Origin of the sequence: Microbacterium sp. NPDC077184 (genome assembly GCF_040687055.1) — a bacterium.
Classification (GTDB): Bacteria; Actinomycetota; Actinomycetes; order Actinomycetales; family Microbacteriaceae; genus Microbacterium.
This window is the reverse complement of sequence record NZ_JBFBMM010000002.1, coordinates 280,783-305,992: the sequence shown is the minus strand read 5'-3', so window position 1 is coordinate 305,992 and position 25,210 is coordinate 280,783. Positions and strand designations below refer to the sequence as shown.

Here is a 25,210-nt window from a genome sequence, read left to right as displayed (position 1 = left end):
CCTCGGAAGGACGAACATGGGAATCCAAGGCTGGCAGTGGATCCTGATCCTGTTGGTGATCCTGCTGCTCTTCGGTGCCGCCAAGTTGCCCGCGCTCGCCAAGAGCATGGGCCAATCTGCGCGCGCGTTCAAGGGAGAAATGAAGGCGATGAGGGAGGAGGACGAGAAGCCGACGGCAGAGTCGGCCGTCGCGCCCCCCGCGCCGGACGCGAAGCGGTCCGACGGCAGCGGCCCGCCCTCCGCTACCCCCTGAGTCGGCCTATGGTCTCGACTCCGCCGCCGCGCGTCGACGATCCCGACGTCCCGCGGCGAGACAAGCGCATGTCCCTGGGGCAGCACCTTGTCGAGCTCAAGAAGCGTCTGATCATCTCCGCGATCGGGTTGGTCGCGGCAATGGTGGTGGCGTTCCTCATCACCGATCCGGTGCTCTCCCTCATCACCGAGCCCATCCGTCGCGTGGCCGAGGCCCGCGGTGAATCCGGGCGGGTCGAGCTGATGTTCAGCACCGTCACCTCGGGCTTCGATCTTCGCCTGCGCATGGCGTTCGCCCTCGGTATCCTGATGGCCGCGCCGATCTGGATGTGGCAGATCTGGGCGTTCGTCACTCCCGGTCTCACGCGTAAGGAGATCCGCTACACGGTCGGTTTCGTCGGCGCCGCCGTACCGCTCTTCTTCGCCGGTTGTGCCACCGGACTGTGGGTCATGCCGAACATCGTCACGCTGATGGCCGGCTTCGTGCCGGACGGTGCCGCAGCGTTCTACGACGCCAGTTACTACTACGATTTCGTCTTCAAACTCCTCCTTTTCGTCGGCGTCGCCTACGTGCTGCCGGTCTTCCTGGTGGCGCTCAACCTCGCGGGCATCATGTCCGGTCGCGCGATCCTCGGCGGATGGCGGATCGCCGTGATCGTCGCCGTCGTCTTCGCCGCCCTCGCCACACCGCCGGCCGATGTGGCGTCCACGTTCATCCTCGCGGGGATCATGACGGTGCTCTTCTTCGCCGCCGCCGGGCTGTCGTTGCTCTTCGACCGCCGCCGCGCGCGGCGCGACCAGGCCCTCCTTCCGCCCGAGACCGCCGCGTGAACGACGCGAGTCCGGCCGAGCGTTACGCGCGCGCGCGCGAACGCAAGGAGACTGAGCGGGCATTCCCCGAGACCGCGGCCTTCGCCGCCGCACAGCGCTTCGAACTCGACCCCTTCCAGATCGCCGGATGCCGCGCCCTGGAGGAAGGACGCAGCGTCCTCGTGGCGGCGCCCACGGGTGCCGGGAAGACCATCGTCGGAGAATTCGCGATCCATCTGGCGATGATGGAGCCGGGCGACAAGGCGTTCTACACCACGCCGATGAAAGCGCTGTCGAACCAGAAGTTCCGCGAGCTGCAGGCCGTGTACGGTGCCGACGAGGTCGGCCTCCTCACCGGCGACACCAACATCAACGGCAACGCACGCATCGTGGTGATGACCACCGAGGTCCTCCGCAACATGCTGTACGCCGACTCCCCGGCTCTGCGGGGGCTGCGCTTCGTCGTGATGGACGAGGTCCACTACCTCGCAGACCGCTTCCGCGGCGCGGTCTGGGAAGAGGTGATCATCCACCTTCCGGCATCCGTCCGGCTGGTGTCGCTGTCGGCCACGGTGTCCAACGCGGAGGAATTCGGCGACTGGCTCGATACGGTCCGCGGCGACACGGCGGTCATCGTGTCCGAAACGCGCCCCGTGCCCCTGGAGCAGCATGTGCTGGTCCGCGGCGACCTGCTTCCGCTGTTCGACGATCGCGCTGGGGTGGCGACGGCGCAGGTGAACCAGGAGCTGCTGCGGCTCCGCTCGCTGAAGGGGCAGGCGTTCGAGCGGAACCGCGACGCGCAGCGCGCCTCGAGCGCCCGTCACAGCGGGGGTGACGGACAGCGGAGACCGCATCGGGGAGGACGGCGCGCCGTCCGCCCGTCGACGTCCGCGCGGCTGGAGCGGATCGACCGCCCCGAGGTCGTCTCGCTCCTCGGCCGGTCCAACCTGCTGCCCGCGATCTTCTTCATCTTCTCCCGCGTGGGATGCGACGCGGCGGTGCAGCAGGTCCGGCGCTCCGGCATCCGGCTGACCACGCCCGAGGAGCGTCGGGAGATCCGGGAGATCGTCGAAGAGAGGACGCGCACCCTGCTGGAGGAGGATCTGGCGGTCCTCGGCTTCTGGGAATGGCGGGAGAATCTCGAGCGCGGCGTCGCCGCCCATCACGCGGGACTCCTCCCGGCGTTCAAGGAAGTCGTCGAGGAGCTCTTCCAGCGGAAGCTCGTGAAGGCCGTCTTCGCCACAGAGACCCTGGCCCTGGGCATCAACATGCCCGCACGCACCGTGGTTCTCGAGAAGCTCGAGAAGTTCAACGGCGAGGCGCGCGTCGCCATCACCTCCGGCGAATACACCCAGCTGACCGGCCGTGCGGGACGGCGCGGCATCGACGTCGAGGGCCACGCGGTCATCCAGTGGACCGAGGCGATGGATCCGCAGTCCGTGGCTGCGCTGGCCTCGCGCCGCACCTACCCGCTCAACTCGAGCTTCCGCCCGACGTACAACATGGCGGTCAATCTGATCGATCAGTTCGGACGCGGCCGGGCCCGGGAGATCCTCGAGTCGTCGTTCGCCCAGTTCCAGGCCGACCGCGCCGTGGTGGGCCTCGCCCGACGCGTCAAGGAGGAAGAGGAGTCCCTCGCGGGTTATCTTGCGGCGATGTCGTGCGACCGGGGAGACTTCCCCGAGTATGCCGACATCCGTCGTCAGCTCAGCGAGCTGGAGAAGCTGAATCGTCGCGATGTCACGGCAGGTCGCGCCACCCGCGATGCGCGTCTGCGGGAGATCGACGCGCTGCGACGGCGGATGCAGCGCCATGCCTGCCATCGGTGCCCGGACCGCGAGAGCCACGCGCGTTGGGGGGAGCGATACGCCAAGCTCAAGCGGTCGGTCGACAAGACGCGGCGGCAGATCGAGACGCGCACGGGGACGGTTGCCCGCGTGTTCGACCGTGTCGTGGACGTGCTCGCGGCGCTCGATTACGTCGCCGTCGACGACGGGGGCGCGACGACGCTGACGCCGGCGGGGCGTACCATGCGCCGCATCTACGGCGAGCGCGACCTCCTGATCGCCGAAGCGCTCCGGCGTGGCCTGTGGCGACAGATGGATGCGCCGTCGCTGGCGGCCCTCGCCTGCTGCCTGGTCTATGAGCCTCGGCGAGACGACAACGGGCCCGGGGAGCGCGGTCTGCCGCGCGGTGCGTTCCGTGTGGCGTTCGAGAAGACGACGGAGCTGTGGGCGAACCTCGACGATCTCGAGCGCGATCACCACCTTCCCGGATCGGAGCCGCCCGCGCCGGGACTGGCCACCGCAATGCACGCCTGGGTCCGGGGCGCCATGCTCGACCGGGTCCTGGCGGACGCCGACATGGCGGCGGGCGACTTCGTGCGCTGGGCGAAGCAGACGATCGATCTCCTCGACCAGCTGTCTCTCGTCGCGGAGCCGGACGTCGCGACGACGGCCCGCCGCGCGCTCGAGTCGGTGCGGCGCGGGATCGTCGCCCACTCGACGGTCTGATCCGCCTCCCAGCGTTCGCGATCTAGGGTGGTGGCGTGACCGCCCTCGCCTCGCCGCGTCCTCTTCTGCCCCTGTGGGCGGCCGTCGGGGTGGCCGCGGCGGGCGGTGCGATCCTCGACCTGGCCTTCCCGTCCGTCGGATGGTGGCCGCTCGCCTTCGTCGGCGTCGCGGCGTCGCTGCTGACCCTCATCGGCCGGTCGGTGGGCGGTGCACTCCTGGTCGGATTCGTCTTCGGGGCGGCGTTCTATCTGATCCACATCGTCTGGATCACGCGGTATCTGGGCGTCATCCCGTGGTTCGCCCTGGCGGGCCTCGAGACGGTGTTCATGTCGGTCGGCGCCGTCCCCATCGCCCTCGCCTACCGATGGGTTCCGCGGGTGCTCGGAGGGCCCTGGGGTCGCCTGCTCGTGCTTCCCGTCCTCGTCGGCGGACTGTGGACGGCTCGGGAGCTCTTCATGGGGTCCTGGCCCTACACGGGGTTCCCGTGGGGCCGGATCGGCATGAGCCAGTCGGAGAGTCCGCTCGCCCACGTGTCGTCGTGGATCGGAGTCGCCGGGCTCACCTTCCTGATGGTCGCTTTCACTGCGGCGGCCATCGAATGGGCGCGCCGGGGCCTGCTCTCCCGCTGGAGGACGGCCGTGCCCGCCGCGGTCATGGTGGCCCTCCTGTTCCTCGTCCCCGCGTTCCCCACGCAGGACGCGGGCATTCTCCGTGTGGGCAGCGTTCAGGGCAACGGCCCCTCGGGGTACTTCGACGAGCGTTCCCCGGATGCGATCCTCAACGCCCAGCTCGCGGCGACCGCTCCGCTCCTCGGGGAGGACATGGATCTGCTCCTCTGGCCCGAGGGGGGGATCGATTCCGATCCGCTGGTGGACACCGGCACCGCGCGGACCCTCGATTCTCTCGCGGCGCGGGTGGATGCACCGCTGATCGTCAACGCCGCCACCGACCGCGAGGGGTCGACGTTCAACACGTCCCTCCTCTGGGAACAGGGCGAGGGGGCCACGCAGCTGCACGACAAGGTGAACCCTGTTCCCATGGGGGAGTACGTGCCGGACCGCTGGTTCTTCGAGGCCCTGGTGCCGGACCTGGTGGGTCTGATCCAGCGCGAGTACACCCCGGGCAGCAACGCGCCCTTCTTCGATGTCGGCGGTGTCGGGGTGGGCCTGGCGATCTGCTTCGACGTGATCTACGACGACGTCATCTGGGAGGGAGCGCGCGAAGGCGCCGAGGTCTACATGTTCCAGACGAACAACGCCGACTTCCGCGACACCGACGAGAATCTTCAGCAGCTGGCTTTCGCGCGGATGCGGGCGGTGGAGACCGGGCGCTCCGTGGTGAACATCTCGACGGTGGGGACCAGTCAGGTGATCGCGCCGGACGGCGCGACACTGGACTCGCTCGACGCGGGCGTCTCCGGGCACATGCTGACCGACGTGCCCCTGCGCACCGGCATCACGCCGGCGGTCGTCGTCGGGCCGGCGGTGCAGATGCTGCTCGGGTGGGGGAGCCTTCTGGCCCTCGCGGGCTTCGGAATCCTTGCGCGCCGTCTCCGCCGCGGGGGTACGACGAAGACGCCGACCCCCGAAGGGGCCGGCGTCATCGAGAAGTGATGCTCAGGCGCTGAGCTTGTCGGTGGACTCGCCACCCGCGCCGCGACGCGCCCGCACGTAGGCGAGACGCTCCTCGAGGAGTTCCTCGAGCTCCGGGATCGTGCGCCGCTCGAGCAGCATGTCCCAGTGGCTGCGGGGAGTCTTGTCCCCGGAGTGGTCGACCGTCGCCGTGGTGTCGCCGATCCGGAGAAGGGCCTCGGCGCCGCAGGTGCGGCACTCCCATGCCTCCGGGACCTCGGCGTCGGCCGCGAACGTCAGCGTGGTGTCGCGCCCGCAGGCGGTGCAGGAATAGACGTGCTGTGCACGCTCATGGAAAACGACGCCCTCTTCGCTCTGTAGGCTCTGGGCGCCGAGTCGGATGCCGCGCAAACTGCGGTCTGCCATTGTGTGGTCCTCTCGTCGCTGTTCAGGTATAACGAAAAGACCTGGATGGATCATCCGAACGGACGGTCTGCGCGAGCCTTTCCCAGCCGATGTTCAGCCCCGAGGTCGGTCGGGCGCGTCGAGGGCACGGAGCGCCACGTCGGCGCGATCGGTCACAATGCCGTGCACTCCTCGTCGTACGAGTTCCTGCATGGTCGTGATGTCGTTCACGGTCCACACATGCACCTCGACGCCCGCGGCGGCGGTGAGGCGGAGCAGCCGATCGGTGAGGACCGCGACGCCGGCATGGCGCTCGGGGATCTGAACGGCGTCGATCCCGCTGAGCACGCGCGCCACGAGCGCCGATGACCCCGAGGCGACCGCGGCGAGCAGACGGATGATCGTGGACCGCCCGGCGGAGGTTGCGGGACGGACGGCTCCCGGGCGGATGGCGGCGGCCAGAGCCTCGCGGCGTCGATCATCGGAGAAGCTGGTGATCAGGACGCGCTCGGAATCTCTTGCCACCCCGACCCCGACGGGTGTCGCGGCGGCTGCCGCCTTGACGTCGAGGTTCCAGTGAAGATCGGGAAAGGCCTCCAGCGCCTGCGTCAGGGTCAGCAGGCCGCCGCGGTCGCTCATCAGGGCTTCGAGTTCGCGCACGCGCACGTCCGCGATCCGCCGCGGATCGCCCGCCACCCGGGCGAGATCGTCGTCGTGGAACAGAACGACGGCGCCGTCCGCGGTGAGGTGGCAGTCTGATTCCACGTAGGCGACGCCCGCCGCGTGGGCTGCGGCGACCGCGGCGAACGAGTTCTCGACGACGCCGTCCCGCGCGGCATCCGCGCTCACCAGCCCGCGGTGCGCAAGGACGCGCGGGGCCTCGCTCGCCGTGAACCAGGGGTGCGGCGCCCGCGCCGGGTCAGAGGGTCGCGTCACCGGCGGTCGGGCGCGTTCGCGCTTCCGAGGCGATGTCATCTGCGGCAGAGGCGGCTTCCCGAGCGGCCGCGACCGCCGCATCGGCGGCGGTGGACACGGCCCCCGTCCGCGTGCGCGACGTCTTCGAACGAGGGGCATCGTCACCACCCGGGCCTCTGTCGGAGATGTCGGTCGGGGCGCCCCCGAAGCCGCGTCCGATGCCCTTGAGGGCCTCGGTCAGCTCGCTCGGGATGATCCACAGCTTGCTCGAGGAGCTCTCCGCCACCTTCGGGAGCGTCTGCAGATACTGGTAGGCCAACAGCTTCTCGTCCGGCTCGCCGGCGTGGATGGCCTCGAAGACCATCTCGATCGCCTCGGCCTCACCCTGTGCACGGAGGACTGCGGCCTGCTTGTCCCCCTCGGCACGGAGGATCTCCGCCTGTCGGCGGCCCTCGGCCTCGAGGATCTGCGACTGCTTCGAGCCCTCGGCCGTGAGGATCGCCGCGCGGCGATCGCGCTCGGCGCGCATCTGCTTCTCCATCGAGTCCTGGATCGACATGGGCGGGTCGATCGCCTTCAGCTCGACGCGCGAGACCCGCAGCCCCCACTTGCCCGTCGCCTCGTCGAGGACGACGCGCAACTGACCGTTGATGTTGTCGCGACTGGTCAGCGCTTCCTCGAGGTTCAGCCCGCCCACGACGTTGCGCAGCGTCGTCGTGGTCAGCTGTTCGACGGCGCTGAGGTAATTGGCGATCTCGTACGTCGCCGCCCGGGCATCCGTCACCTGGAAGTAGACGACGGTGTCGATCGACACGACGAGGTTGTCTTCGGTGATCACCGGCTGCGGCGGGAAGGAGACGACCTGCTCGCGCATGTCGACGAGCGGACGCAGCCGATCCACGAACGGCACCAGCAGATTCAGTCCGGGTTGGAGCGTGCGCTGGTAGCGGCCGAGCCGCTCCACCACGCCGGAATACGCCTGGGGGATGATCCGAATGGAGCGGAAGATCACGACGATCACGAAGATCGCCAGAACGACGAGCAGAACGATCACGAAGATCTGCCCGGCGAATGCGCCGACGTCAATCATGGGTCTGGGTCCTTTCCTCTCCCGCTCCGCGCGCCGCGGAGGCGGGGATGACATCGACGGTGGCACCGCGTACGGTCTCCACGACGACGCGGTCTCCGGGGACGAGGGGTGTGCCCTCGAACGCCGAGGCGAGACGGGCCGTCCACGTCTCCCCGTTGTCCAGTTTCACCGAGCCCGCATCCTGCACGAAGGGGCTGGCCACCCGCCCTTCCATGCCGTATAGGGCATCGACGTTCGTTCGCGCCAACGGCTGATCCTTGTGGAGCGCACGAAGGAGAAGCGGCCGGATGGTGAACAGCAGCAGCGCGGAGATCACCGCGGCGATGCCGATCTGCAGCCACCAGGGGCCGCCGAGGAGGTTGACGCCGAGGCCGCCGATGAGCGATCCCGCGGCGAGCATCAGGAACGTGAACTCGAGGGTGAGCAGCTCGATGATGATGAAGAGGAACGCGAGCACCAGCCACGCGATCCACATGTACTGAATCAGATCCGGCAGCATCGCCACCCCTTCGTCCCGTTCCCCGAGCCTACCAACGGGCTGGTTCCGGGGGCCCGGCGGATCGCGTTGATAGGGTCGTTCCGGCCCGGAACCACACCCGGACACCGATCGATCCAGGAGCAGCCCCCATGTCCCAGACACTTCCCGTCGATTCGTTGAAGGGCCGTGTCGCCCTGGTCACCGGTTCCTCCCGGGGAATCGGCGCGGACACCGCGCGATACCTCGCCGAGGCGGGCGCCGACGTCGTCATCAACTATCGCAACAAGGCTCCGCGCGCCCAGAAGCTCGCGGACGAGCTGCGCGGACTGGGTGTGCGCGCGCTCGTCGTGGGCGCCGACCTCACCGACGCGACCTCGGTGCAGCAGATGTTCGCGGAGGTCGAGCGCGAGTTCGGCTCTCTCGACATCCTCGTGCTCAACGCGTCGGGCGGTATGGAGGCAGGGATGGCCGAGGACTACGCGCTCGCGCTGAACCGCGACGCGCAGGTGCGCGTCCTCGACACCGCGCTGCCGCTGCTGGCGGCCGGCTCGCGGGTCGTCTTCGTCACCAGCCACCAGGCGCACTTCATCCGCACCACCCCGACCATGCCGGAGTACGAGCCCGTCGCACTCTCCAAGCGAGCCGGCGAGGACGCTCTGCGCGAGCGCATCCCGGCCCTGAACGAGCGCGGCATCGAGTTCGTCGTCGTGTCGGGCGACATGATCGAAGGCACGATCACCGCGACGCTGCTCGAGCGTGCCAACCCTGGCGCGATCGCCTCGCGACGCGAGTCGGCGGGAAAGCTCTACAACGTGTCGGAGTTCGCCGCGGAGGTCGCGCGCGCCGCGCTGGTTCCCGTGCCCGCCGACAACACCCGCCTCGTCGGGGACACCAGCTCGTTCGCGGGGGAGTGAACCGTGCGGGCTCGTGACATCGAGGCCCTCGTCGCCGTCAGCCGACCGGACATCGCCGCCGACGGATCCTTCGTCGTCTTCGCGACGTCGCGGCCGGACCTTTCCGCCGACCGCACGGTCGGCCAGATCTGGCGCCTCGACACGGCATCCGGTGCTCACCGCCGCCTGACGCGGGGCGTCTCCGATACGGTGCCGCGAATCGCACCCGACGGCGCGGCGATCGCCTTCCTCCGCGCCGACGCCGACGGACGCACGCAGATCTTCGTCATGGCGGCGAGCGGCGGAGAGCCGATCCAGGTGACGGATGCCCCGCTGGGCGTCTCGGGATACGCGTGGGCGCCCGACGCGCGGTCGCTCGCCTTCACCGCGCGCATCCCCGAGCCCGGGCGCTACGGCACCGTGAAAGGCCTTTCGGCCGAGGCGGAGCCCGCCCGCCGCATCACCGGCATCCGCTGGCACGCGAACGGACTCGGCTACATCGCCGATCGCCCGGCGCAGCTCTTCGTGGTCGCCGCGCCCGAGCTGGATGCGGAACCGACGTATCCGCCTGCCGTGACGACATCGGGGGACACCCCGGAGCGGGCTGTCGTCCCGCGGGAGGCCCGACGCCTCACGGCCGACGACGCGTCGTATTCGTCACCCGTCTTCACGGCGGACGGGGCGGAGATCCTGGTGGTGCCCGAACGCATCGAAGAGTCCCGACGCGACCTGCGCACGAGCGTCGTCGCGATCGCCGTCGACGGATCCTCGACGCGCGAGATCCTCTCCACCACCGCCGGTCTGGCCGTCAACGACATCGCGGTCGCCGCCGATGGACTGATCGCGCTGCTCGCATACGAGGTCGGCGGCGACGGTCGCGACTTCGTCGCGCCCGGGGTCGCGCTGTGGGTCCTCGATGAGCACGGACCGCGAATGCTCACCGATGCCGAGTCCATCGACCTCGGCGAGGTCGGGAGCCACATCACCGTCGTCGACGGTGCGTTCTTGGTGCAGGACCGCACGCGGGGTCGCGTCCGTCTCCTCCGCGTCGACCGCGAGGGTGGGATCGACGTCGTCCTCGACGGCGACGTCGAGGTGCTCGGCCACGCGACCGCGGGGGGAGAGATCGTCGCGGCGGTGGCGACGGCGGATTCCTTCGGCGAACTCGTCCTCGTCGCGGGAGGTGTCCGCCCCATGGTCACCGACTTCGGCGCCCCCGTCCGCGAACGGGGCATCGTCGCGCCGCGGGAGATCGAGGCGATCGCCGGCGACGGCTATCCGCTGCACGGGTGGGTCGCGACGCCGGCCGGCGACGGCCCGTTCCCGGTGATCCTCCAGATCCACGGAGGTCCGTACGCCGCGTACGGTGTCCACCTCTTCGATGAGACGCAGGTGCTGGTGGACGCGGGTTACGCCGTCGTCTACGGCAATCCCCGCGGCTCCGCCGGATACGGTCGCGCGCACGGACGCAGCATCCGACAGGCGATGGGCACGGTCGACATGACCGACGTCCTCGAACTCCTCGACGCCGCGGTCCAGGGCGATGCGCGCCTCGACGGAGATCGACTGGGCATCATGGGCGGCTCCTACGGCGGCTATCTCACCGCTTGGACAATCGCCCACGATCACCGTTTCGCCGGCGCGATCGTCGAGCGCGGATTCCTGGACCCGATCTCCATGCAGGGCACGAGCGACATCGGGAGCTTCTTCGGCGACGAGTACGTCGGAGTCGACGCCGAGGACATCGCGCGGCAGAGTCCATTGGAGGTCGTCGGGACGGTGCGGACGCCCACGTTGGTCATCCATTCCGAGCTCGACTTCCGTTGTCCCCTGGAGCAGTCCACGCGTTACTACAGTGCCCTCCGCCGGCACGGTGTGCCGGCGGAGATGCTCATCTTCCCGGGTGAGGACCATGAGCTGACGCGGGCGGGCCGGCCGAGGCATCGGGTCGAACGCTTCGACGCCGTCGTCCAGTGGTGGAATCGACACCTCCCGGTGACGTGACGGACGAATGACGAAGGCCGGGCCCATCGCGGACCCGGCCTTCGTCATTCCGTCAGGATCGCTGTGCGATGCCGCGGATGGGCGGTTGGTGGAACGTGGAGCCGAACACGCGCTCGGACGCTCCCTCGCGATCGAGGTACGGGGAGGCTCCGCCGTCGATGAACGGCCACCCGGCTCCGAGGATCAGGCAGAGGTCGATGTCCTCGACCTCGGGGACCACCTTCTCATCGAGCATGATGCGGATCTCCTGCGCCAGGCCGTCCTGCACGCGGCGGAGGATCTCCTCGGCCGGAACGGACTGCGATCCGACGTGCGGCTTCACCGTTTTCAGTGCCGCCTTGGTGAACCCCGTCACGCGACCGCCCTTGTCCTTCTCCACGACCTCGTCGAGCTCCGCGAGTCGATGGAAGTTCTCGTGCGAGAAGAAGCGGTCGGGGAAGGCGCGCGTCATGGTGTCCTGGACGTGCGCCGCCACCTTCCATCCGACGAGGTCGATCAGCTGGAACGGCCCCATGGGCAGTCCGAGCGGCGCGAAGGCGCGCTCGACGTCCGCCACCGGGGTGCCCTCGTAGACCGCGCGTGCCGCTTCGCCCATCACCTTGGCGAGCAGCCGGTTCACGACGAAGCCGGGGGCGTCCGCGGTCAGGACGCCGTTCTTGCCCAGCGCCTTCGCCACCACGAAGGCCGTCGACAGCGCGGCATCCGCGGTCTGATCCGTGGAGACGATCTCGATGAGGGGCATCACGGCCACGGGGTTGAAGAAGTGGAAGCCGACCAGTCGCTCGGGATGGGCGAGGGTGCTGCCGATTTCGGCCACGGAGAGGGACGACGTGTTGGTCGCCAGGATCGCGTCCTCCGCGACGATCTTCTCGATCTCGCCGAACACGGCCTGCTTGACACCGACCTCCTCGAAGACCGCCTCGATCACGAAGTCGCAGTCCGCGTACAGGGTCTTGTCCGTCGTCCCCGTGACGAGGCCGCGCAGTTTGTTGGCCGCATCGGCGTCCAGGCGCCCCTTGGCTTCGAGCTTCCCGATCTCCTCATGGATGTACGCGACACCCTTGTCGACCCGCGCCTGGTCGAGGTCCGTGATGAGGACCGGGACCTGCAGCTTCCGCACGAACAGCAGCGCGAACTGGCTGGCCATGAGGCCCGCGCCGATGATGCCGACCTTGGTGACCTTCTTCGCGAGGTCCTTGTCCGGGGCGCCGACCGGTCGCTTCGCCCGCTTCTGCACGAGGTCGAACGCGTACATCGACGCCGCGAACTGGTCGCCCACGACGAGATCGGCGAGGGCTTCGTCTTCCCGGGCGAAGCCCTCGGCCTTGGTTCCCGACCGTGCCTTGTCGAGGAGATCGAGGGCGACGTAGGGCGACGCGGGCACAGTGCCGATCTTCGACTCGAGCATGCCGCGTGCCATCTTGATCGCGACCGGCCACTTCACGGCACGTTCGATCTTGCCCGGGGTGTTCCTCCGCTCGACGGCGATGCTGCCGGTCAGGACACCGTCCGCCCACCGCAGGGAGTCCTCGAGGTAGGACGCGGCCGGGAAGATCGCATCCATGATGCCGAGTTCGAAGGCCTGCGCGGGCTTGAGCATGCGGTTCTGCTTCAGCGGATTGGAGATGACGACCTCGAGCGCGTTCTCGATCCCGATGAGGTTCGGCAGCAAGTAGGCGCCTCCCCAACCCGGGATGATGCCGAGGAAGACCTCGGGAAGCGCGACGGCCGCCGCGGAGGCGTCCACGGTCCGATAGGTGGAGTTCAGCGCGATCTCCAGACCCCCGCCGAGCGCGAGCCCGTTGACGAAGGCGAAGGACGGGACGCCGAGTTCGCCGAGCCGCCCGAGGACTTTGTGTCCGAGCTGCGCCACCAACCGGGCGTTGTCCTTGGAGCCCACGCGCGTGATGTCGCTGAGATCCGCACCCGCGGCGAGGATGTACTGCTTGCCGGTGATGCCGACCGCATCGATCTCGCCCGAACCGGCCCGCACCGCGAGCGCGTCCAGGACGTCGCCGAGCTCCGTGAGCGTGGCGGGCCCGAGGGTGTTCGGGCGCGTGTGGTCTCGTCCGTTGTCGAGCGTGATCAGTGCCAGCGTCTTCCCCGACGCCAGCGTCACGTCGCGCACGCGGGAGTGCGTCACGACCTCGCCGTCGGTGAGTGCGTGGAGGGGGGAGAAATCGATGGAGTCGTAGTCGGTCATGCTGTGCGTCCTCACTTGCGCTTCTTGCCGTCGTAGTGCGGGTTCTCCCAGATGACCGAGCCGCCCTGGCCGAGACCCACGCACATCGCGGTGAGGCCGTATCGGACGTCGGGGCGCTCCGCGAACTGTGCGGCGAGCTGGATCATCAGGCGCACGCCGGATGCCGCGAGCGGATGCCCGACGGCGATGGCGCCGCCCCAGGCGTTCACCCGCGGGTCGTCGTCGTCGATGCCGAAGTGGTCGAGGAGCGAGATGACCTGGATCGCGAACGCCTCGTTCAGCTCGAACAGACCGATGTCGGAGATGGTCAGCCCCGCCTTGCGGAGGGCCTTCTCCGTGGACGGGATCGGACCGATGCCCATGATCTCGGGCTGCACTCCCGCGTACGCGAAGGAGACCATCCGCATCTTGGGGGTCAGGCCCAGCTCCTTCACCGCGCCACCGCCCGCGAGCAGCGACATGGTGGCGCCGTCGGTCAGCGGAGACGATGTGCCCGCGGTCACACGGCCGTGCGGACGGAACGGCGTCTTGAGGCCGGCGAGGTCGGCCATGGTGGTCTGCGGCCGCCGCCCCTCGTCCTCCGTGGCCAGACCCCAGGCGCCGTCGGCGTCCTTGATGGCGACGGGGACGAGATCGGGCTGGATCTTGCCCGCGTCGTAGGCGCGCTGCGCCTTCTGCTGGCTGAGCATGCCGAAGCGGTCGGACCGCTCCTTCGTCAGGTGGGGGAAGCGGTCGAAGATGCGCTCTGCCGTCACCCCCATGTTCAGGGCGCCGGGGTCCACCATCTTCTCCGCGACGAAGCGCGGGTTGGGGTCGGCGTTCGTCCCGATCGGGTGGCGACCCATGTGCTCGACGCCGCCCGCGAGGGCGACGTCGTACATCCCGACGCCGATCGATGCAGCCATGGTCGTCACGCTCGTCATCGCCCCGGCGCACATGCGATCGATCGCGAAGCCGGGAACGGTCTGGGGGAGGCCCGCCAGGATCGCCACGGACCGGCCGAGGGTGAGTCCCTGGTCGCCCGTCTGCGAGGTGGCCGCGATGGCGACATCGTCGATCCTGTCTTTCGGCACCGCCGCGTTCCGCTCCATCAGGCCGATGGTCGCCTTGACCGCGAGGTCGTCGGATCGGGTGTTCCAGTACATGCCCTTTTCGCCGGCGCGCCCGAACGGGGTGCGCATTCCGTCGACGAAGAAAACGTCCGAGATATCGGCCACTCTGCCTCCAATGGTTGGGATCGCCGCAAGCCTAGGAGGCCCGCGAGGGCGGGCAGAACCCGGTGGCGGATACCTACGAATCGGTCGGGGGCGCCTCCGCCGGCTCTTGCACGGAATCCACAAAGGCATCCGCGATCAGCTGTGCAGTCTGGTCAACCTGCCAACCGCGCGCGCCGAGGGTCAGCAACGCAGCGGCGATCGCGTCGACGCTCATCACCGCGGGCGGAGCCCATGCCACGCGCCGAAGCAGGTCGGGCGTCAGGAGGTTCTCCGTCGGCATCCGGAGCTCTTCCGCCCGCTGCTCCACCCGCGGACGGGCCGTCTTCAATCGGGCATCGGCGTCGGGGTTGCGATCGGCCCAGACGCGAGGCGGCGGGAGTGTGTCGCCGTGGGAGACGCGCTCGCGGGGCAGATCGGTCTCGGCACGGCCTGCGTCGAACGCGGCCCACCAGCGATCGAGCTGCGAGCGGCTGGCTCGACCGGTGAACTCCTTGACCGCGGCGAGCTCCTGCTTCGAGCGGGGATCGGCGATGACCGCCGCGACGAGCGCACGGTCCGGCACCAGACGGCCGGGCGCGACATCCTCCTCGCGGGCGTACTCCTCCCGCGCCGTCCAGAGAGCGCGAGCGACGGCGAGTCCGCGGCGGCCGCGTACCGCGTGGAGCCCGCTCATCCGACGCCAGGGCTCCTCGCGCGCAGGTTTGGGCTCACGCAGGAGGACGGCGAGGAACTCCTCCTCCGCGAACTCCGTCTTCTCCTGCTCCTCGAGCTCGGCGACGAGCGCATCGCGGACATCGATCAGATGCACGACGTCGAGCGCGGCGTACTCCAGCCAGGATTGGGGGAGGGGGCGGGTGGACCAGTCAGCGGCGGAATGCGCCTTGGCCAGCGTGATGCCGAGCGTGTGCTCCACCACGGCGCCGAGACCCACGCGTTCGTGGCCGAGCAGGCGGGCCGCCAGCTCGGTGTCGAACATCCGCTCCGGCTCCAGACCCAGTTCGCGTAGCGACGGCAGGTCCTGACTGGCGGCGTGCAGCACCCACTCCTCGTCGACGAGGACATCCTGGAGCGGAGAGAAGTCGGCGATCGGCGGGGGATCGAACAGGAACACGCCGGCCCCGCGCCGGAAGACCTGGATCAGATAAGCCCGTTGCGAGTACCGGAATCCGGAGGCGCGTTCGACGTCGATGGCCACGGGACCCGTGCCGGCCGCGAGGGCACGCGCCGCCTCCTGCAATCCCGCATCGTCGACGATCACGTCGTACGCCGTCACTGCAGCGACCTGCGCGATCCCAGCATCTCGATCCCTTCTGAACCCGGCGGGAGCCCCGCCAGCATGCACACGAGCTCCGCCCATGCTTCCACGTGTCGCTCGATGGGGCCCGTGGGCGACCACGACGCGCGCAGTTCGATCTGCGATCCGTCGCCCTCGGCGGCGAGGGAGCCGAACCCGCGTGACAGCGTCTTCGTGGCGGTACCCGCCTCTGCGTGGAAGGACGCCTCGCGGGACGTCAGTGCATCGACCAGCCAGGACCAGGCGACATCGGCGAGCATCGGGTCCACGCCGATGTCGGATTCGAGCGGTGCCTGGGCGAAGCAGACGATCCGCCAGGGTCCTTCCCAGGACGCGGGCTCGCTGTCGTCGTGCAACAGGATGAAGCGCCCCGTCCCGAAGACGGAGTCGCCCGTCGTGGCGTTCGGACGCACATCTCCGGCCAAAGCGATCGAGTCCGGGGCGAGGCCGGCGGGGGCCGGAATCTCGCGGACGGAGAAATCGTCCCGGTAGTCGACCGCGCGAACATCCTCCGCGACCTGCGCGAAGGTCGGCGACGCCGGAGGGCGGTGATCTTCCACCCGGACAGACTAGAGTGAGGCCCCGATGGTCTCCTCCAGGCGCGCCGCTGCGGGCGGCGCCTTCCCCGCCCCGGCATCCGCGATCCGCGTCCTGATCACGGTCCTGAGCAGTGCGCTCTCGGCGGTGCTGGGTCTGTGGGCCCTGACGGCCCTGCGGATGGCGCGACGGGTCGTGACACCCGCAGCCCGCGTGGCCGATACGCAGATCCTCGATCTCGACACCACCGCGCAGACCATCCGACTCTCGAAGACGGAGGACACCGCGCTCCCGGGGAGGTACGGACTGTTCACGCGCGGGTCCGAGCCGTACCTCAAGCTGGGGACGGTTCTCGCCGAAGACGCCGACAGCGTGACGCGCAAGCTCCTCACCCACATCGGCGCGGATGCCCGTCTCGACAGTGCGGCGGCGTTCAGCGGCTGGTACTTCGACCATCCCTCCGACCTGCACCTCCCCTACACGCCCGAGCTCATCGGATCCGGCATCGGCCCTTGCCCGGCGTGGCTGTTCCCCGCCGGCGAGGGCGACGTCTGGGTGATCCAGGTGCACGGGCGCGGCACGACGAGGGCGGAATGCCTCCGCGCCGTCCCGCTGTTCCACGGCCTCGGGATCACCTCGCTCGTGGTGTCCTATCGCAACGACGGCGAGGCGCCACGGAGCCGCGCGGGCACATACGCCCTCGGAGCCACCGAGTGGCGCGACGTCGACGCGGCCGTCGGCTTCGCCCGGCGTCGCGGCGCGAAGAGGATCATCCTCATGGGCTGGTCCATGGGTGGCGCCATCGCGCTGCAGGTCTCGCTCAACTCCGCTCACCGCGACCGCATCGCCGCGCTGATCCTCGATTCGCCCGTGGTTGATTGGCGGGTCGTGCTGGACTACCAGGCCGGCATGATGAAAGTACCTGCCCCGGTCAGCTCGCTGGCGATCCACGCGCTCGAGACCGACTGGGGGTCGGCTCTCGTGCACAGCGGAGGTCGGATCCCCTTCGACCGTCTGGATGTCATCGCCCGCGCCGCGGAGCTGCGGCATCCGATCCTGATCCTGCACAGCGACGACGACGGCTTCGTCCCCTCCGACGCCTCGCACGATCTCCTCGTCGCGCGCCCGGATCTCGTCCGCATGGAGGTGTTCGAAGTGGCGCGACACACGAAGCTCTGGAACTACGACCAGGAGCGCTGGAGCTCGGCGATCTCCGACTGGCTCGACGGCCGGGGTCTCACGCCTCAGGAGCAGCCCTCGGAGGATGCCCGATGAGCGCCGCCGCCGGGGTGGTGCACCTCGTCGACCGCACGCCGCAGCTCTCCGGCGCCGAGATGGTGGCCGCCCTCGTGCCGCCGCCGCAGTTCACCACCGCTCGGTTCGACACCTACCGTGCGGATCCCGCGTACCCCTCGCAGCAGGAGGCGAAGGATCTCCTCGTCCGGTTCGCCGGAGGAGGACCGGCGCCGGCGAAGGGCGGACTCTTCCGTCGCGCCAAGCGCGAACCCGCTCCACGTCCGGGGGTTTACCTCGACGGCGGTTTCGGTGTGGGGAAGACCCACCTGCTGGCCGCGATCTACCACGACATGCCTGCGCGACGGAAGTACTTCGGCTCGTTCATCGAGTACACCGCGCTCGTCGGCGCCCTGGGCTACAAGAACACCGTCGAGCTGTTCCGCGGTGCGGATCTCCTCTGCATCGACGAGTTCGAGCTCGACGACCCCGGCGACACGATGGTGATGACGCGGCTGCTCGGAGAGCTCGTCACAGGGGGCACGCGTTTCGCCGCGACCTCCAACACGCCGCCCAACGCGCTCGGGGAAGGGCGTTTCGCCGCGCAGGACTTCCTCCGTGAGATCCACGCGATGGCGGAGAGGTTCCAGACGGTCCGCATCGACGGGACCGACTATCGCCAGCGCGCCGTCGACGGCCACGCGGTATCACTCAGCACCTCCGAGTACGATGCCGCGATCGGTGACGCGGCGGCCGTGGGGACCGCGACCGATGACCGCTTCGAAGATCTCATCGCGCATCTCGCCCGTGTGCACCCCTCGCGGTACATCCGACTGATCGAGGGCGTCGACACCGTGGGGCTCCGGGACGTCGAGGTCTTCACCGACCAATCCGCGGCGCTGCGATTCGTCGCGTTCATCGACCGCGTCTACGACGCGCAAATCCCCATCCGAGCGACCGGAGTCTCCCTCGACGGCGTCTTCCCCGAGGAGATGCTCTCCGGCGGCTACCGCAAGAAGTACCTGCGCGCCATGTCGCGCCTCGTCGCCTCGACGCTCGCCTGACACCTCGGCATCCGCTCGTCGAGCGCGCTCCGGGCGTTCCCGGTGCTCTCGCGTCGGCGCGAAACGTGATGTTTACCTCGCGTTCCCTCGCGTAACCAACGCGAAACACGGGGTGCACGGCGCTCGAAACCCCCGCTCGGGAAACTGGGCGTGCCCGACAGCCGTGACCCGACTCGGCGCCGGCAGGGGCTTTTTGTGTAACACGACACATGGATGAGGAATCTCATGGACAGCGGAAATCTTGCCTGGTTGATCACCGCGTCAGCGCTGGTGCTTCTGATGACGCCAGGCGTGGCGTTCTTCTACGGAGGCCTCGTCAAAGCGAAGAGCGTCGTCAGCATGATGATGATGAGCTTCGGTTCGATGGGGCTCATCGGCGTGCTCTGGATCATCTACGGCTTCAATATGAGCGCGGTGCCCGAGGGCAACGTCTGGGCCTTCGCCGGAAACCCCTTCTCGGACCTCGGTCTCGGCAGCCTCGGCAGCGATGACCTGGTCGGCGCCCTGTTCGGTGCCACGTTCGCCATCATCACGGTCGCGCTGATCTCCGGCGCGATCGCCGACCGCGCGAAGTTCGGCGCGTGGATGATCTTCGCCGGCATCTGGGCCACCGTGGTGTACTTCCCCGTCGCCGCGTGGGTCTGGGGCGGCGGCTGGATCCTGAACCTCGGCACCTCGCTCGGGTTCACCGCCGAGGTCATCGACTACGCGGGTGGTACCGCGGTGCACATCAACGCGGGCGCTGCGGCACTCGCCCTGGCGCTCGTCCTCGGCAAGCGCATCGGCTTCCAGAAGGGCATCCAGAAGCCCCACAACGTCCCGCTCGTCCTGCTCGGCGCCTCGCTCCTGTGGTTCGGCTGGTTCGGCTTCAACGGCGGAGCGGAAGGTCTGGGCGCGCTGGGCACCGAGGACAGCGTCGTCGGTCTGATCGTGATCAACACCCTGGGTGCCACCGCCGCCGGCATCATCGGTTGGCTGATCGTGGAGAAGCTCAAGGACGGCAAGGCCACCTCGGTGGGCGCCGCCTCGGGTGCCGTCGCCGGTCTCGTCGCGATCACCCCGGCCTGCGCGAACCTCACCCCCGGTTGGGCGCTCCTCCTCGGTGTCGTCACCGGTGCCGTCTGCGCCCTGGCGATCGAGCTGAAGTGGAAGCTCGGCTACGACGATTCGCTCGACGTCGTGGGCATCCACCTCGTCGGTGGCCTCATCGGAACCGTTTACCTCGGCTTCTTCGCGACCGAGACCGGCCTGTTCCTCGGCGGCGGCTGGGAGCAGCTGATCGTCCAGGTCATCGCCGCGGTGGGCGTCCTGGTCTACTCCTTCGTCGTGGCCTTCATCATCGGCTTCGCGATCCAGAAGACCATCGGCTTCCGCGTCAAGAACGAGGACGAGCTCGCCGGTGTCGACACCAGCGTGCACGGCGAAGAGGGCTACCTCATCGACGAGCGCGTCTGACATCGCAGCAGTGCCCGGCAGGGGCGTCGCGGATCTTCCGCGGCGCCCCTGCCGCTCGTCGTAGGGTGAGCGGGTGAGTCGCCTCTCGTCGCTGTTCTCGAAAGCCCTGAGCCTGCTCGTGCCGCCGCGAGCGCGCACCTCCCGCCACGCGGAGGCGCCGGCGTCCGTTCCGCACACCACTCGGCAGATCCGACCGCCGCGGCCCGCGGACCTGCGGCTCGCGTACGCCCCCGATGCAGACGGCGACCCTGACGCGGGCGAGGTCATCTGGACGTGGGTGCCCTACGTCGAGAACGACGGGCGGGGGAAGGATCGTCCTGTGCTCGTCATCGGTCGGCGCGACGACGACCACGTGTACGGCGTGCGGCTGACCAGCAGGGCTCACGACGGAGACCGCGGTTTCCTCCCGCTCGGCTCGGGGGCATGGGATTCGCAGGGGCGGCCCTCCTGGGTGGACATCGAGCAGATCTACCTCGTCCACCGGAACGGTATGCGCCGAGAGGCCGCCGCTCTCGACCTGGATCGGTTCACCCGCGTCGCGCGGGCGTTGCAGCAGCGCTACGGATGGGATGCCGGAGCCTGACGTTGCCGGAACCGGCGGACCCGGCCCCACGCAGAAGACCCCCGCCGAGGCGAGGGTCAGGAGTGGGCGATACCGGACTCGAACCGATGACCTCTTCCGTGTGAAGGAAGCGCGCTACCAACTGCGCCAATCGCCCATGGCCGTGTGGCCGGTTACCGATCCTACCCGACGCGGACGGTCGCCAACGACACCGGCGCCCGGGACACACCCGGGGCGCGGCTGGTTTTGCACTCGGCCCGTCCTGGGCTAAAGTCATTCAAGCGCCCGGGGAAATCCGGGAGCATGCGGATGTAGCGCAGTTGGTAGCGCATCACCTTGCCAAGGTGAGGGTCGCGAGTTCGAGTCTCGTCATCCGCTCGAGTGCAGTGGTTCCTGGAACCAGCACGTGGGGTCAAACCACACGCGGTGGCGTGGCCGAGCGGCTAGGCACCGGCCTGCAAAGCCGTTTACACGGGTTCGAATCCCGTCGCCACCTCGCTCATAACTTCATAGCCCACACGGGCGCGATTGGCGCAGCGGTAGCGCGCTTCCCTGACACGGAAGAGGTCACTGGTTCGATCCCAGTATCGCGCACGAGAGAAACCCCCGGAATTCCGGGGGTTTTCTGGTTTTCTGGACGCTTCGGAAGTGTTTTGCACCATCCATGCACCATAAGGATTCGCCCGTCTCGGGAGATTCATGCCCGGGATGGCGCCCAAGAGGCTTCCGGACCACGAGTAAGGGGCACGTCGCCCACGGCGGCGTCGGGGACTCCGCGTGACGTCATGATGCGCCGCAATACGGGGAGGCGTTCCTCGATGACGGCGGTCCGCTCGTGCCCTTGCTTCACGCGTGGACCATGCGGTACGTCGTCCACGTCGAGGAACAGGTACGGGATCGTCTGGGCAGGCGTAGGGATCCTCTCGTTGCCGGTGACACCCATATGCGCAGCGGTCAGGATCTGCTGCACACAGAACACCACGTGGGTCACCAGAGAACTCAGCCACAAGCTGCCCTATAGGCGTCTAGGGTGGAGATCGCGGGCCGATGCTGAGGCCTCGATCCCCACGGTTGTCAGCTGTTGCGCTCCTGCTCCTCGATAGGGTCACCCGGTACGCACACGGAGCTGCCGAGGATGGATGAGGACTGCGGGCCCGCGTCGAACGAGATGTTCGTGGACGCGCCACCCGTTGCGAACACCGCCGCGGGTGGGTCCAAGACCACGCGTGCTTCCATGCCGAGGCTCCGCCAATACTCCGCAACGCGCTCAGCGTCGACCTCCGGGTCGGCTGAAGGTGCACTGCCCGCCCCGGAGTTGTAGCGAACACCCGAGGCGCCCCCGCTCATCGTGCAGCCCTCCGGATACGGCTGGATGGGATCCTCCCAGGCCCCTCCGAGCTCAGCGGCGGTGGACTCGATGAGGGCGATGAGGTTGTCGCGTGCCTGGTCGGGCGTCATGTCCGTGCCTTCCTGCGGGGAGCAACCGGCGAGGAGGACCGTTGCCGCCGCCAGCGTCACCATCATCGTTCTAGCGCGCATGCGTCGACTCTCTCACGAGCCCGCGCAGTAGTGCCTCCTGCAGAGCTGTCGGGCCCTTCGGTGAGTGCGGGGTAAGCGTCTGCTCTTGTCCGCTTGTCGCCCGCGCGATGTTGCGTAGCGATTCGGTACCGAGGTCGAGATACCCGGCGCCGTCCTCGCTGGGTACCGAGGTGGCGTGGTCGGTGACGGGGAGGAGGCCGTCGGTTCCGTCGACACCGAACGTGGTGGCCCCGAAGTCTGCGCTAACGGGGTTGACCGGGTGTTCGCCGGTCCGGCCCACCCACGCCCAGCTGTCGCCTTGGCCGGGTTCGACGAAGGGCAGGGTGTTCCGGGCCTGCCCTGCGTACACCGTCTCGGCGCGGAGGTCGCTCGCGTGTGCAACTGATTCGGGCAGTCCGGCCGAGCCGACGCTGACGAACGTGTCCACGCGGGTTCCGGACTCCTGGAGCGCGAACGCAGCTGTGGTCGTGCCGTACGAGTGCGCGACGACATTCAGCGCGGGGGCGGTTGTCGCCCGGGTGGCGCCGAAGCCGTTCAGGGCGGAGTTCAGTCGGGTGCCGCCGGCTTCGGCAAGCTCGTTCTGCAGAACGTCGAACCCGCCCTGCTCCCCGGGAACCGGAGGTGTCTCGTACCCCACCCACGCCACGACCGCGTGCGTCACCCCAGGCTGAACCTTCTCCTGGGTGGAATGTAGATTCCGTGCAGATGTCGTCCAGGCGTGCATCCCTGCGGTCGTAGTTCCCATCCCCGGCACGAGGTAGGTGGCGTTGTCGGCCGTGTCGAGGTCACCGATGGCAACCGCTGCGAGGGGAGGCGAGTCCGACGTGAGACTCACAAGCGTCACCGGCGCCCCGTTCGCTCGGACCCCGAGGGCGGCCTTGATGTTGCGCAGAGCATCCAGCTGAGCCCGCGCGTCCGACACGCGTTCCGCGGCGGCCTGGGCGGCTCCGGGACCACCGAGAAGCACCGCCGCTGATGTCGTCGCCGCTTCCGCCGCGGCCAGGGCATCCTCCGCTCGGGAGAGGTCGGAGGCGAGGGACAGCCGGTTCGCGCGGTCCCGGTCGGCGTAGCGCACACCCTCGAGATTCCCGACGAGCCGGGGTGCCGCCGCGACCAGAGCGGACGCGGCAGCCGGCACAAGTCCCACCCACCACCGGTTCACCTCGTCCGGTGGCGGCGGGTAGTCCTGCAGGAGCAGCAGCCAGTCCGGATTCACTGCGAGGAGCCTCGCGGCAGCAGCACCGTCGCTACCGCTCAACTGTCGAAGAATGGCCATCCCGACAGCGGTCGTGAACGCCTCCTGCGTCCGAGCTTCGATCACCGGCGCACGGTCGGTGAGGGTGCTCGTCACCCGCGGGACCGCCGGGGCATCCCCGATGGCACGAAGCCGCCGTTCGCAACGGTCCCTTGCGTCCTCGATGAGAGCGCGAATCGTGACCGCTTCGGAGCAGAGGCGGTCATTCCACAGCGAGAGGTGGCTGGGAAGGGCGTCCGCCTCGACGGGGATGTCGTACAGCTCTTCCAGCTCCCGCTGATGCTCTGCCGCGCGAGCACGGAGCAGCGGCACCTCGGGCCGCAACTGCTCCAGCCGGTACTTCGCCGACGCCAAGGTCGACGCCAGGTCATCCAGCGCACCCGCCATGGTCCGAACCGTGTCCACGGTGTCCTGCGCCGCGTTCCGCACGGGATGAAGCGTTGAGGCCAGTGAGCCGGTCTCCGGTGTGTCGTAGACCACGGGGAGGTTTCCCCACTCCGCCCCCAGGGTGTCCGCGACGGATGCGAGGAGCTGCGCTGCCGCCGTCATCTCCGACGCCGCCGACGCCAACGCCTCGGGGTCCGCGGGGAGCTCCGGAACGGCCTCTAGGGAGATGAGCGTCACAGCGCCTGCGGCCCGAATCCACGCCCGCGGATGGGCGCCTCCGCGGAGGAGGTCGTCGCCGTCATCTCCTCGTCGGCCTGCACGAAAGCAAGCACACCCGAGCGAACCGCGCGTACCGCTTCGGTGCCGAGCAGGGTGGCCGCTGTCGCTGAGGTGCGCCGCGCCTCGGTCACACCCTCCACGAGCGCGGCAACACCGGCCAAGGACCCGAGCGAGCCCGCCGCGGCACTGCTGGCGCTCAGCGCCCTCGTCGCATACTCACCCGCATCCGTGAGGTCGGTGGAGACGGCCTCGGTGAGCGCGACCGTGGCGCTCAGGTCGATGGCGTAGCGAGGCATCCGGAGAGTATACGGACGGGCTCCGCGCGTCGGCCGGGGCTATCCACAGTCGCTCGCGCGACACGGCGGGAGTCAGGGAAGTGCGGTTCCGCCCTCGACGCTCACGCTGGCGGCGCGGCATGTCAGCGGCCGGGCAGTGCGCGTCGACGCCGGCCGGGGAGAGTGACGCGTCAGCCAACGCGGCTCCGGATGCGTTGCAGGTCCTCGTCGTCGATGTCCTGGTACCCGATGGCGATGGGTGCGAAGCGGGCAGCCGTGTCGGTCCCGCCCGTGGTGAGGGTCGCAGACGGGCTGATGATGTAGAAGTCGGCGGTGTCGATGCAGTCCAGCCCGATCCGGACCGCCCGCTCCTCGGGGAGGAACTCCACGCTCGAGGTTTCAACGTCTGGAACGCCGGTCGTGACGTCGGACACCGCGGTGACGTCGGCGGCGACCGGGAGGTTCGCGCTGGTGCATCCGGCGATCGCGGCGACCTCCGCGCCGGCTGTGGTGGTCGCGAACTCCTCAGCGGGTGCGGTGGTTATCGTCCAGGATCCGACGTCGGACGTGCGTGGCTCAGTGAGCCCGTCGTAGAACAGCTCGACCGTGTCGAAGGTGACCGCCGTGTCGGGTGGAGTGATCTCGACACTGAGGTTCCCCAGGAGATAGCCGTCGGTGCCCTCACCCTGCGTGACGGAGAACTCGCCCGGGGCGAAGTCGAACTCCCCGAAAGTCAGGCCGGTGAGGTCGGTCCAGATGGTGTCGCCCTCGGGGGCCATGAAGATGAAGTTGAGGGGATATTCGACGCGGTCGTCGGGGATGACGGCGTCAGCGGATGTGAGCGCGAAGGCCGGTGCACTGTCCTCAACGGGCGGGCGGGGTGCGCACGCGGCCGCGCTCACCGCCGCGGTGCTCAGAAGCAGCACCGCGGCGGTCAGTCGGAGGGGGGTGGTGGCGTACATCACGGGCAGCAGGCTAC

Annotated in this window: 23 protein-coding genes and 4 tRNA genes; 13 read left to right on the top strand and 14 right to left on the bottom strand. The window is 69.0% G+C overall.

Going from position 1 to position 25,210, the window contains the following annotated elements; translation table 11 throughout:
* The first annotated feature begins 16 nt into the window (after positions 1–16).
* The 4 genes from tatA (at position 17) to lnt (ending at position 5,188) form a co-directional block, all read left to right on the top strand.
* A complete protein-coding gene (tatA, locus tag AB0O93_RS06115) occupies positions 17–253 on the top strand; it encodes a twin-arginine translocase TatA/TatE family subunit (RefSeq protein ID WP_363341501.1) in 237 nt (78 codons plus the stop codon).
* A gap of 68 nt (positions 254–321) precedes the next feature.
* Positions 322–1,083: a twin-arginine translocase subunit TatC gene (gene tatC / locus AB0O93_RS06110; RefSeq protein WP_363341499.1), complete on the top strand. Its 762-nt coding sequence runs from the start codon at positions 322–324 to the stop codon at positions 1,081–1,083.
* Entirely contained in the window at positions 1,080–3,575 is a 2,496-nt protein-coding gene (locus tag AB0O93_RS06105; RefSeq protein WP_363341497.1) for a DEAD/DEAH box helicase, read from the top strand. The genes tatC and AB0O93_RS06105 overlap by 4 nt, the downstream gene beginning before the upstream one ends.
* Before the next feature lie 35 nt (positions 3,576–3,610).
* Positions 3,611–5,188 carry an apolipoprotein N-acyltransferase gene (lnt, locus tag AB0O93_RS06100; RefSeq protein ID WP_363341495.1) on the top strand — a complete coding sequence of 526 codons (1,578 nt, stop codon included), beginning with the start codon at positions 3,611–3,613 and terminating at the stop codon, positions 5,186–5,188.
* A gap of 3 nt (positions 5,189–5,191) precedes the next feature.
* Here the strand turns inward: lnt and AB0O93_RS06095 are convergent, their stop codons facing one another.
* The 4 genes from AB0O93_RS06095 to AB0O93_RS06080 all read right to left on the bottom strand — a co-directional run bounded on the left by AB0O93_RS06095 (position 5,192) and on the right by AB0O93_RS06080 (position 8,055).
* Positions 5,192–5,572: an RNA polymerase-binding protein RbpA gene (locus AB0O93_RS06095; RefSeq protein WP_053547391.1), complete on the bottom strand. Its 381-nt coding sequence runs from the start codon at positions 5,570–5,572 to the stop codon at positions 5,192–5,194.
* 93 nt (positions 5,573–5,665) lie between these two features.
* A complete protein-coding gene (locus AB0O93_RS06090) occupies positions 5,666–6,487 on the bottom strand; it encodes a glycerophosphodiester phosphodiesterase family protein (protein ID WP_363341492.1) in 822 nt (273 codons plus the stop codon).
* Positions 6,471–7,556 (bottom strand): SPFH domain-containing protein, encoded by a 1,086-nt coding sequence (locus AB0O93_RS06085; protein ID WP_363341490.1) that lies wholly within the window; start codon positions 7,554–7,556, stop codon positions 6,471–6,473. Before AB0O93_RS06085 ends, AB0O93_RS06090 begins: the two co-directional genes overlap by 17 nt.
* A complete protein-coding gene (locus AB0O93_RS06080) occupies positions 7,549–8,055 on the bottom strand; it encodes an NfeD family protein (RefSeq protein ID WP_363341488.1) in 507 nt (168 codons plus the stop codon). The genes AB0O93_RS06085 and AB0O93_RS06080 overlap by 8 nt, the downstream gene beginning before the upstream one ends.
* A 128-nt stretch (positions 8,056–8,183) precedes the next feature.
* On the opposite strand from AB0O93_RS06080, the gene AB0O93_RS06075 reads away from it, so the two are divergent.
* Together AB0O93_RS06075 and AB0O93_RS06070 are read left to right on the top strand one after the other, a co-directional pair.
* A complete protein-coding gene (locus tag AB0O93_RS06075) occupies positions 8,184–8,948 on the top strand; it encodes an SDR family oxidoreductase (RefSeq protein ID WP_363341486.1) in 765 nt (254 codons plus the stop codon).
* A gap of 3 nt (positions 8,949–8,951) precedes the next feature.
* Positions 8,952–10,931, top strand: a complete 1,980-nt coding sequence (locus AB0O93_RS06070) for a S9 family peptidase (protein WP_363341484.1) — start codon at positions 8,952–8,954, stop codon at positions 10,929–10,931.
* Between the two features lie 52 nt (positions 10,932–10,983).
* On the opposite strand, the gene AB0O93_RS06065 is transcribed toward AB0O93_RS06070, so the two are convergent.
* The 4 genes from AB0O93_RS06065 to AB0O93_RS06050 all read right to left on the bottom strand — a co-directional run bounded on the left by AB0O93_RS06065 (position 10,984) and on the right by AB0O93_RS06050 (position 16,205).
* Positions 10,984–13,134: a 3-hydroxyacyl-CoA dehydrogenase NAD-binding domain-containing protein gene (locus tag AB0O93_RS06065; RefSeq protein WP_363341482.1), complete on the bottom strand. Its 2,151-nt coding sequence runs from the start codon at positions 13,132–13,134 to the stop codon at positions 10,984–10,986.
* A gap of 11 nt (positions 13,135–13,145) precedes the next feature.
* Positions 13,146–14,351, bottom strand: a complete 1,206-nt coding sequence (locus AB0O93_RS06060; protein WP_363341480.1) for a thiolase family protein — start codon at positions 14,349–14,351, stop codon at positions 13,146–13,148.
* A 73-nt stretch (positions 14,352–14,424) separates the two neighbouring features.
* Positions 14,425–15,624 carry a ribonuclease D gene (locus AB0O93_RS06055; protein WP_363341478.1) on the bottom strand — a complete coding sequence of 400 codons (1,200 nt, stop codon included), beginning with the start codon at positions 15,622–15,624 and terminating at the stop codon, positions 14,425–14,427.
* Entirely contained in the window at positions 15,621–16,205 is a 585-nt protein-coding gene (locus AB0O93_RS06050) for a DUF3000 domain-containing protein (protein ID WP_363341476.1), read from the bottom strand. Before AB0O93_RS06050 ends, AB0O93_RS06055 begins: the two co-directional genes overlap by 4 nt.
* Before the next feature lie 25 nt (positions 16,206–16,230).
* Here AB0O93_RS06050 and AB0O93_RS06045 point away from each other — a divergent pair, with 25 nt between their 5' ends.
* From AB0O93_RS06045 to AB0O93_RS06030, 4 genes are all read left to right on the top strand, one after another.
* Entirely contained in the window at positions 16,231–17,457 is a 1,227-nt protein-coding gene (locus AB0O93_RS06045) for an alpha/beta fold hydrolase (protein ID WP_363341474.1), read from the top strand.
* A complete protein-coding gene (zapE, locus tag AB0O93_RS06040; RefSeq protein ID WP_363341472.1) occupies positions 17,454–18,479 on the top strand; it encodes a cell division protein ZapE in 1,026 nt (341 codons plus the stop codon). The genes AB0O93_RS06045 and zapE overlap by 4 nt, the downstream gene beginning before the upstream one ends.
* 225 nt (positions 18,480–18,704) lie before the next feature.
* Positions 18,705–19,934, top strand: coding sequence for an ammonium transporter (locus AB0O93_RS06035; RefSeq protein ID WP_363341470.1), 1,230 nt, complete (start codon positions 18,705–18,707; stop codon positions 19,932–19,934).
* A 118-nt stretch (positions 19,935–20,052) separates the two neighbouring features.
* Positions 20,053–20,517 (top strand): type II toxin-antitoxin system PemK/MazF family toxin, encoded by a 465-nt coding sequence (locus AB0O93_RS06030; protein WP_363341869.1) that lies wholly within the window; start codon positions 20,053–20,055, stop codon positions 20,515–20,517.
* Between the two features lie 63 nt (positions 20,518–20,580).
* Here the strand turns inward: AB0O93_RS06030 and AB0O93_RS06025 are convergent.
* Positions 20,581–20,653, bottom strand: a tRNA-Val gene (locus AB0O93_RS06025).
* Between the two features lie 148 nt (positions 20,654–20,801).
* On the opposite strand from AB0O93_RS06025, the gene AB0O93_RS06020 reads away from it, so the two are divergent.
* From AB0O93_RS06020 to AB0O93_RS06010, 3 genes are all read left to right on the top strand, one after another.
* Positions 20,802–20,874: transfer RNA gene (locus AB0O93_RS06020), tRNA-Gly, on the top strand.
* Between the two features lie 47 nt (positions 20,875–20,921).
* Positions 20,922–20,992 (top strand) — tRNA-Cys (locus tag AB0O93_RS06015).
* Positions 20,993–21,018: 26 nt separating this feature from the next.
* A tRNA-Val gene (locus tag AB0O93_RS06010) sits at positions 21,019–21,090 on the top strand.
* 103 nt (positions 21,091–21,193) lie between these two features.
* Here the strand turns inward: AB0O93_RS06010 and AB0O93_RS06005 are convergent.
* The 5 genes from AB0O93_RS06005 to AB0O93_RS05985 form a co-directional block, all read right to left on the bottom strand.
* Positions 21,194–21,487 (bottom strand): hypothetical protein, encoded by a 294-nt coding sequence (locus tag AB0O93_RS06005; RefSeq protein WP_363341468.1) that lies wholly within the window; start codon positions 21,485–21,487, stop codon positions 21,194–21,196.
* Between the two features lie 83 nt (positions 21,488–21,570).
* Positions 21,571–22,035 carry a hypothetical protein gene (locus AB0O93_RS06000; protein WP_363341466.1) on the bottom strand — a complete coding sequence of 155 codons (465 nt, stop codon included), beginning with the start codon at positions 22,033–22,035 and terminating at the stop codon, positions 21,571–21,573.
* The gene (locus tag AB0O93_RS05995) at positions 22,025–23,914 is read right to left on the bottom strand and encodes an alpha/beta hydrolase (protein WP_363341464.1); all 1,890 of its coding nucleotides are present in this window, start codon (positions 23,912–23,914) and stop codon (positions 22,025–22,027) included. The genes AB0O93_RS06000 and AB0O93_RS05995 overlap by 11 nt, the downstream gene beginning before the upstream one ends.
* Positions 23,911–24,252: a hypothetical protein gene (locus AB0O93_RS05990; RefSeq protein WP_363341462.1), complete on the bottom strand. Its 342-nt coding sequence runs from the start codon at positions 24,250–24,252 to the stop codon at positions 23,911–23,913. Before AB0O93_RS05990 ends, AB0O93_RS05995 begins: the two co-directional genes overlap by 4 nt.
* 170 nt (positions 24,253–24,422) lie before the next feature.
* On the bottom strand, positions 24,423–25,196 hold the full coding sequence (locus AB0O93_RS05985) for a hypothetical protein (protein ID WP_363341460.1): 774 nt from the start codon (positions 25,194–25,196) through the stop codon (positions 24,423–24,425).
* Positions 25,197–25,210: the final 14 nt, after the last annotated feature.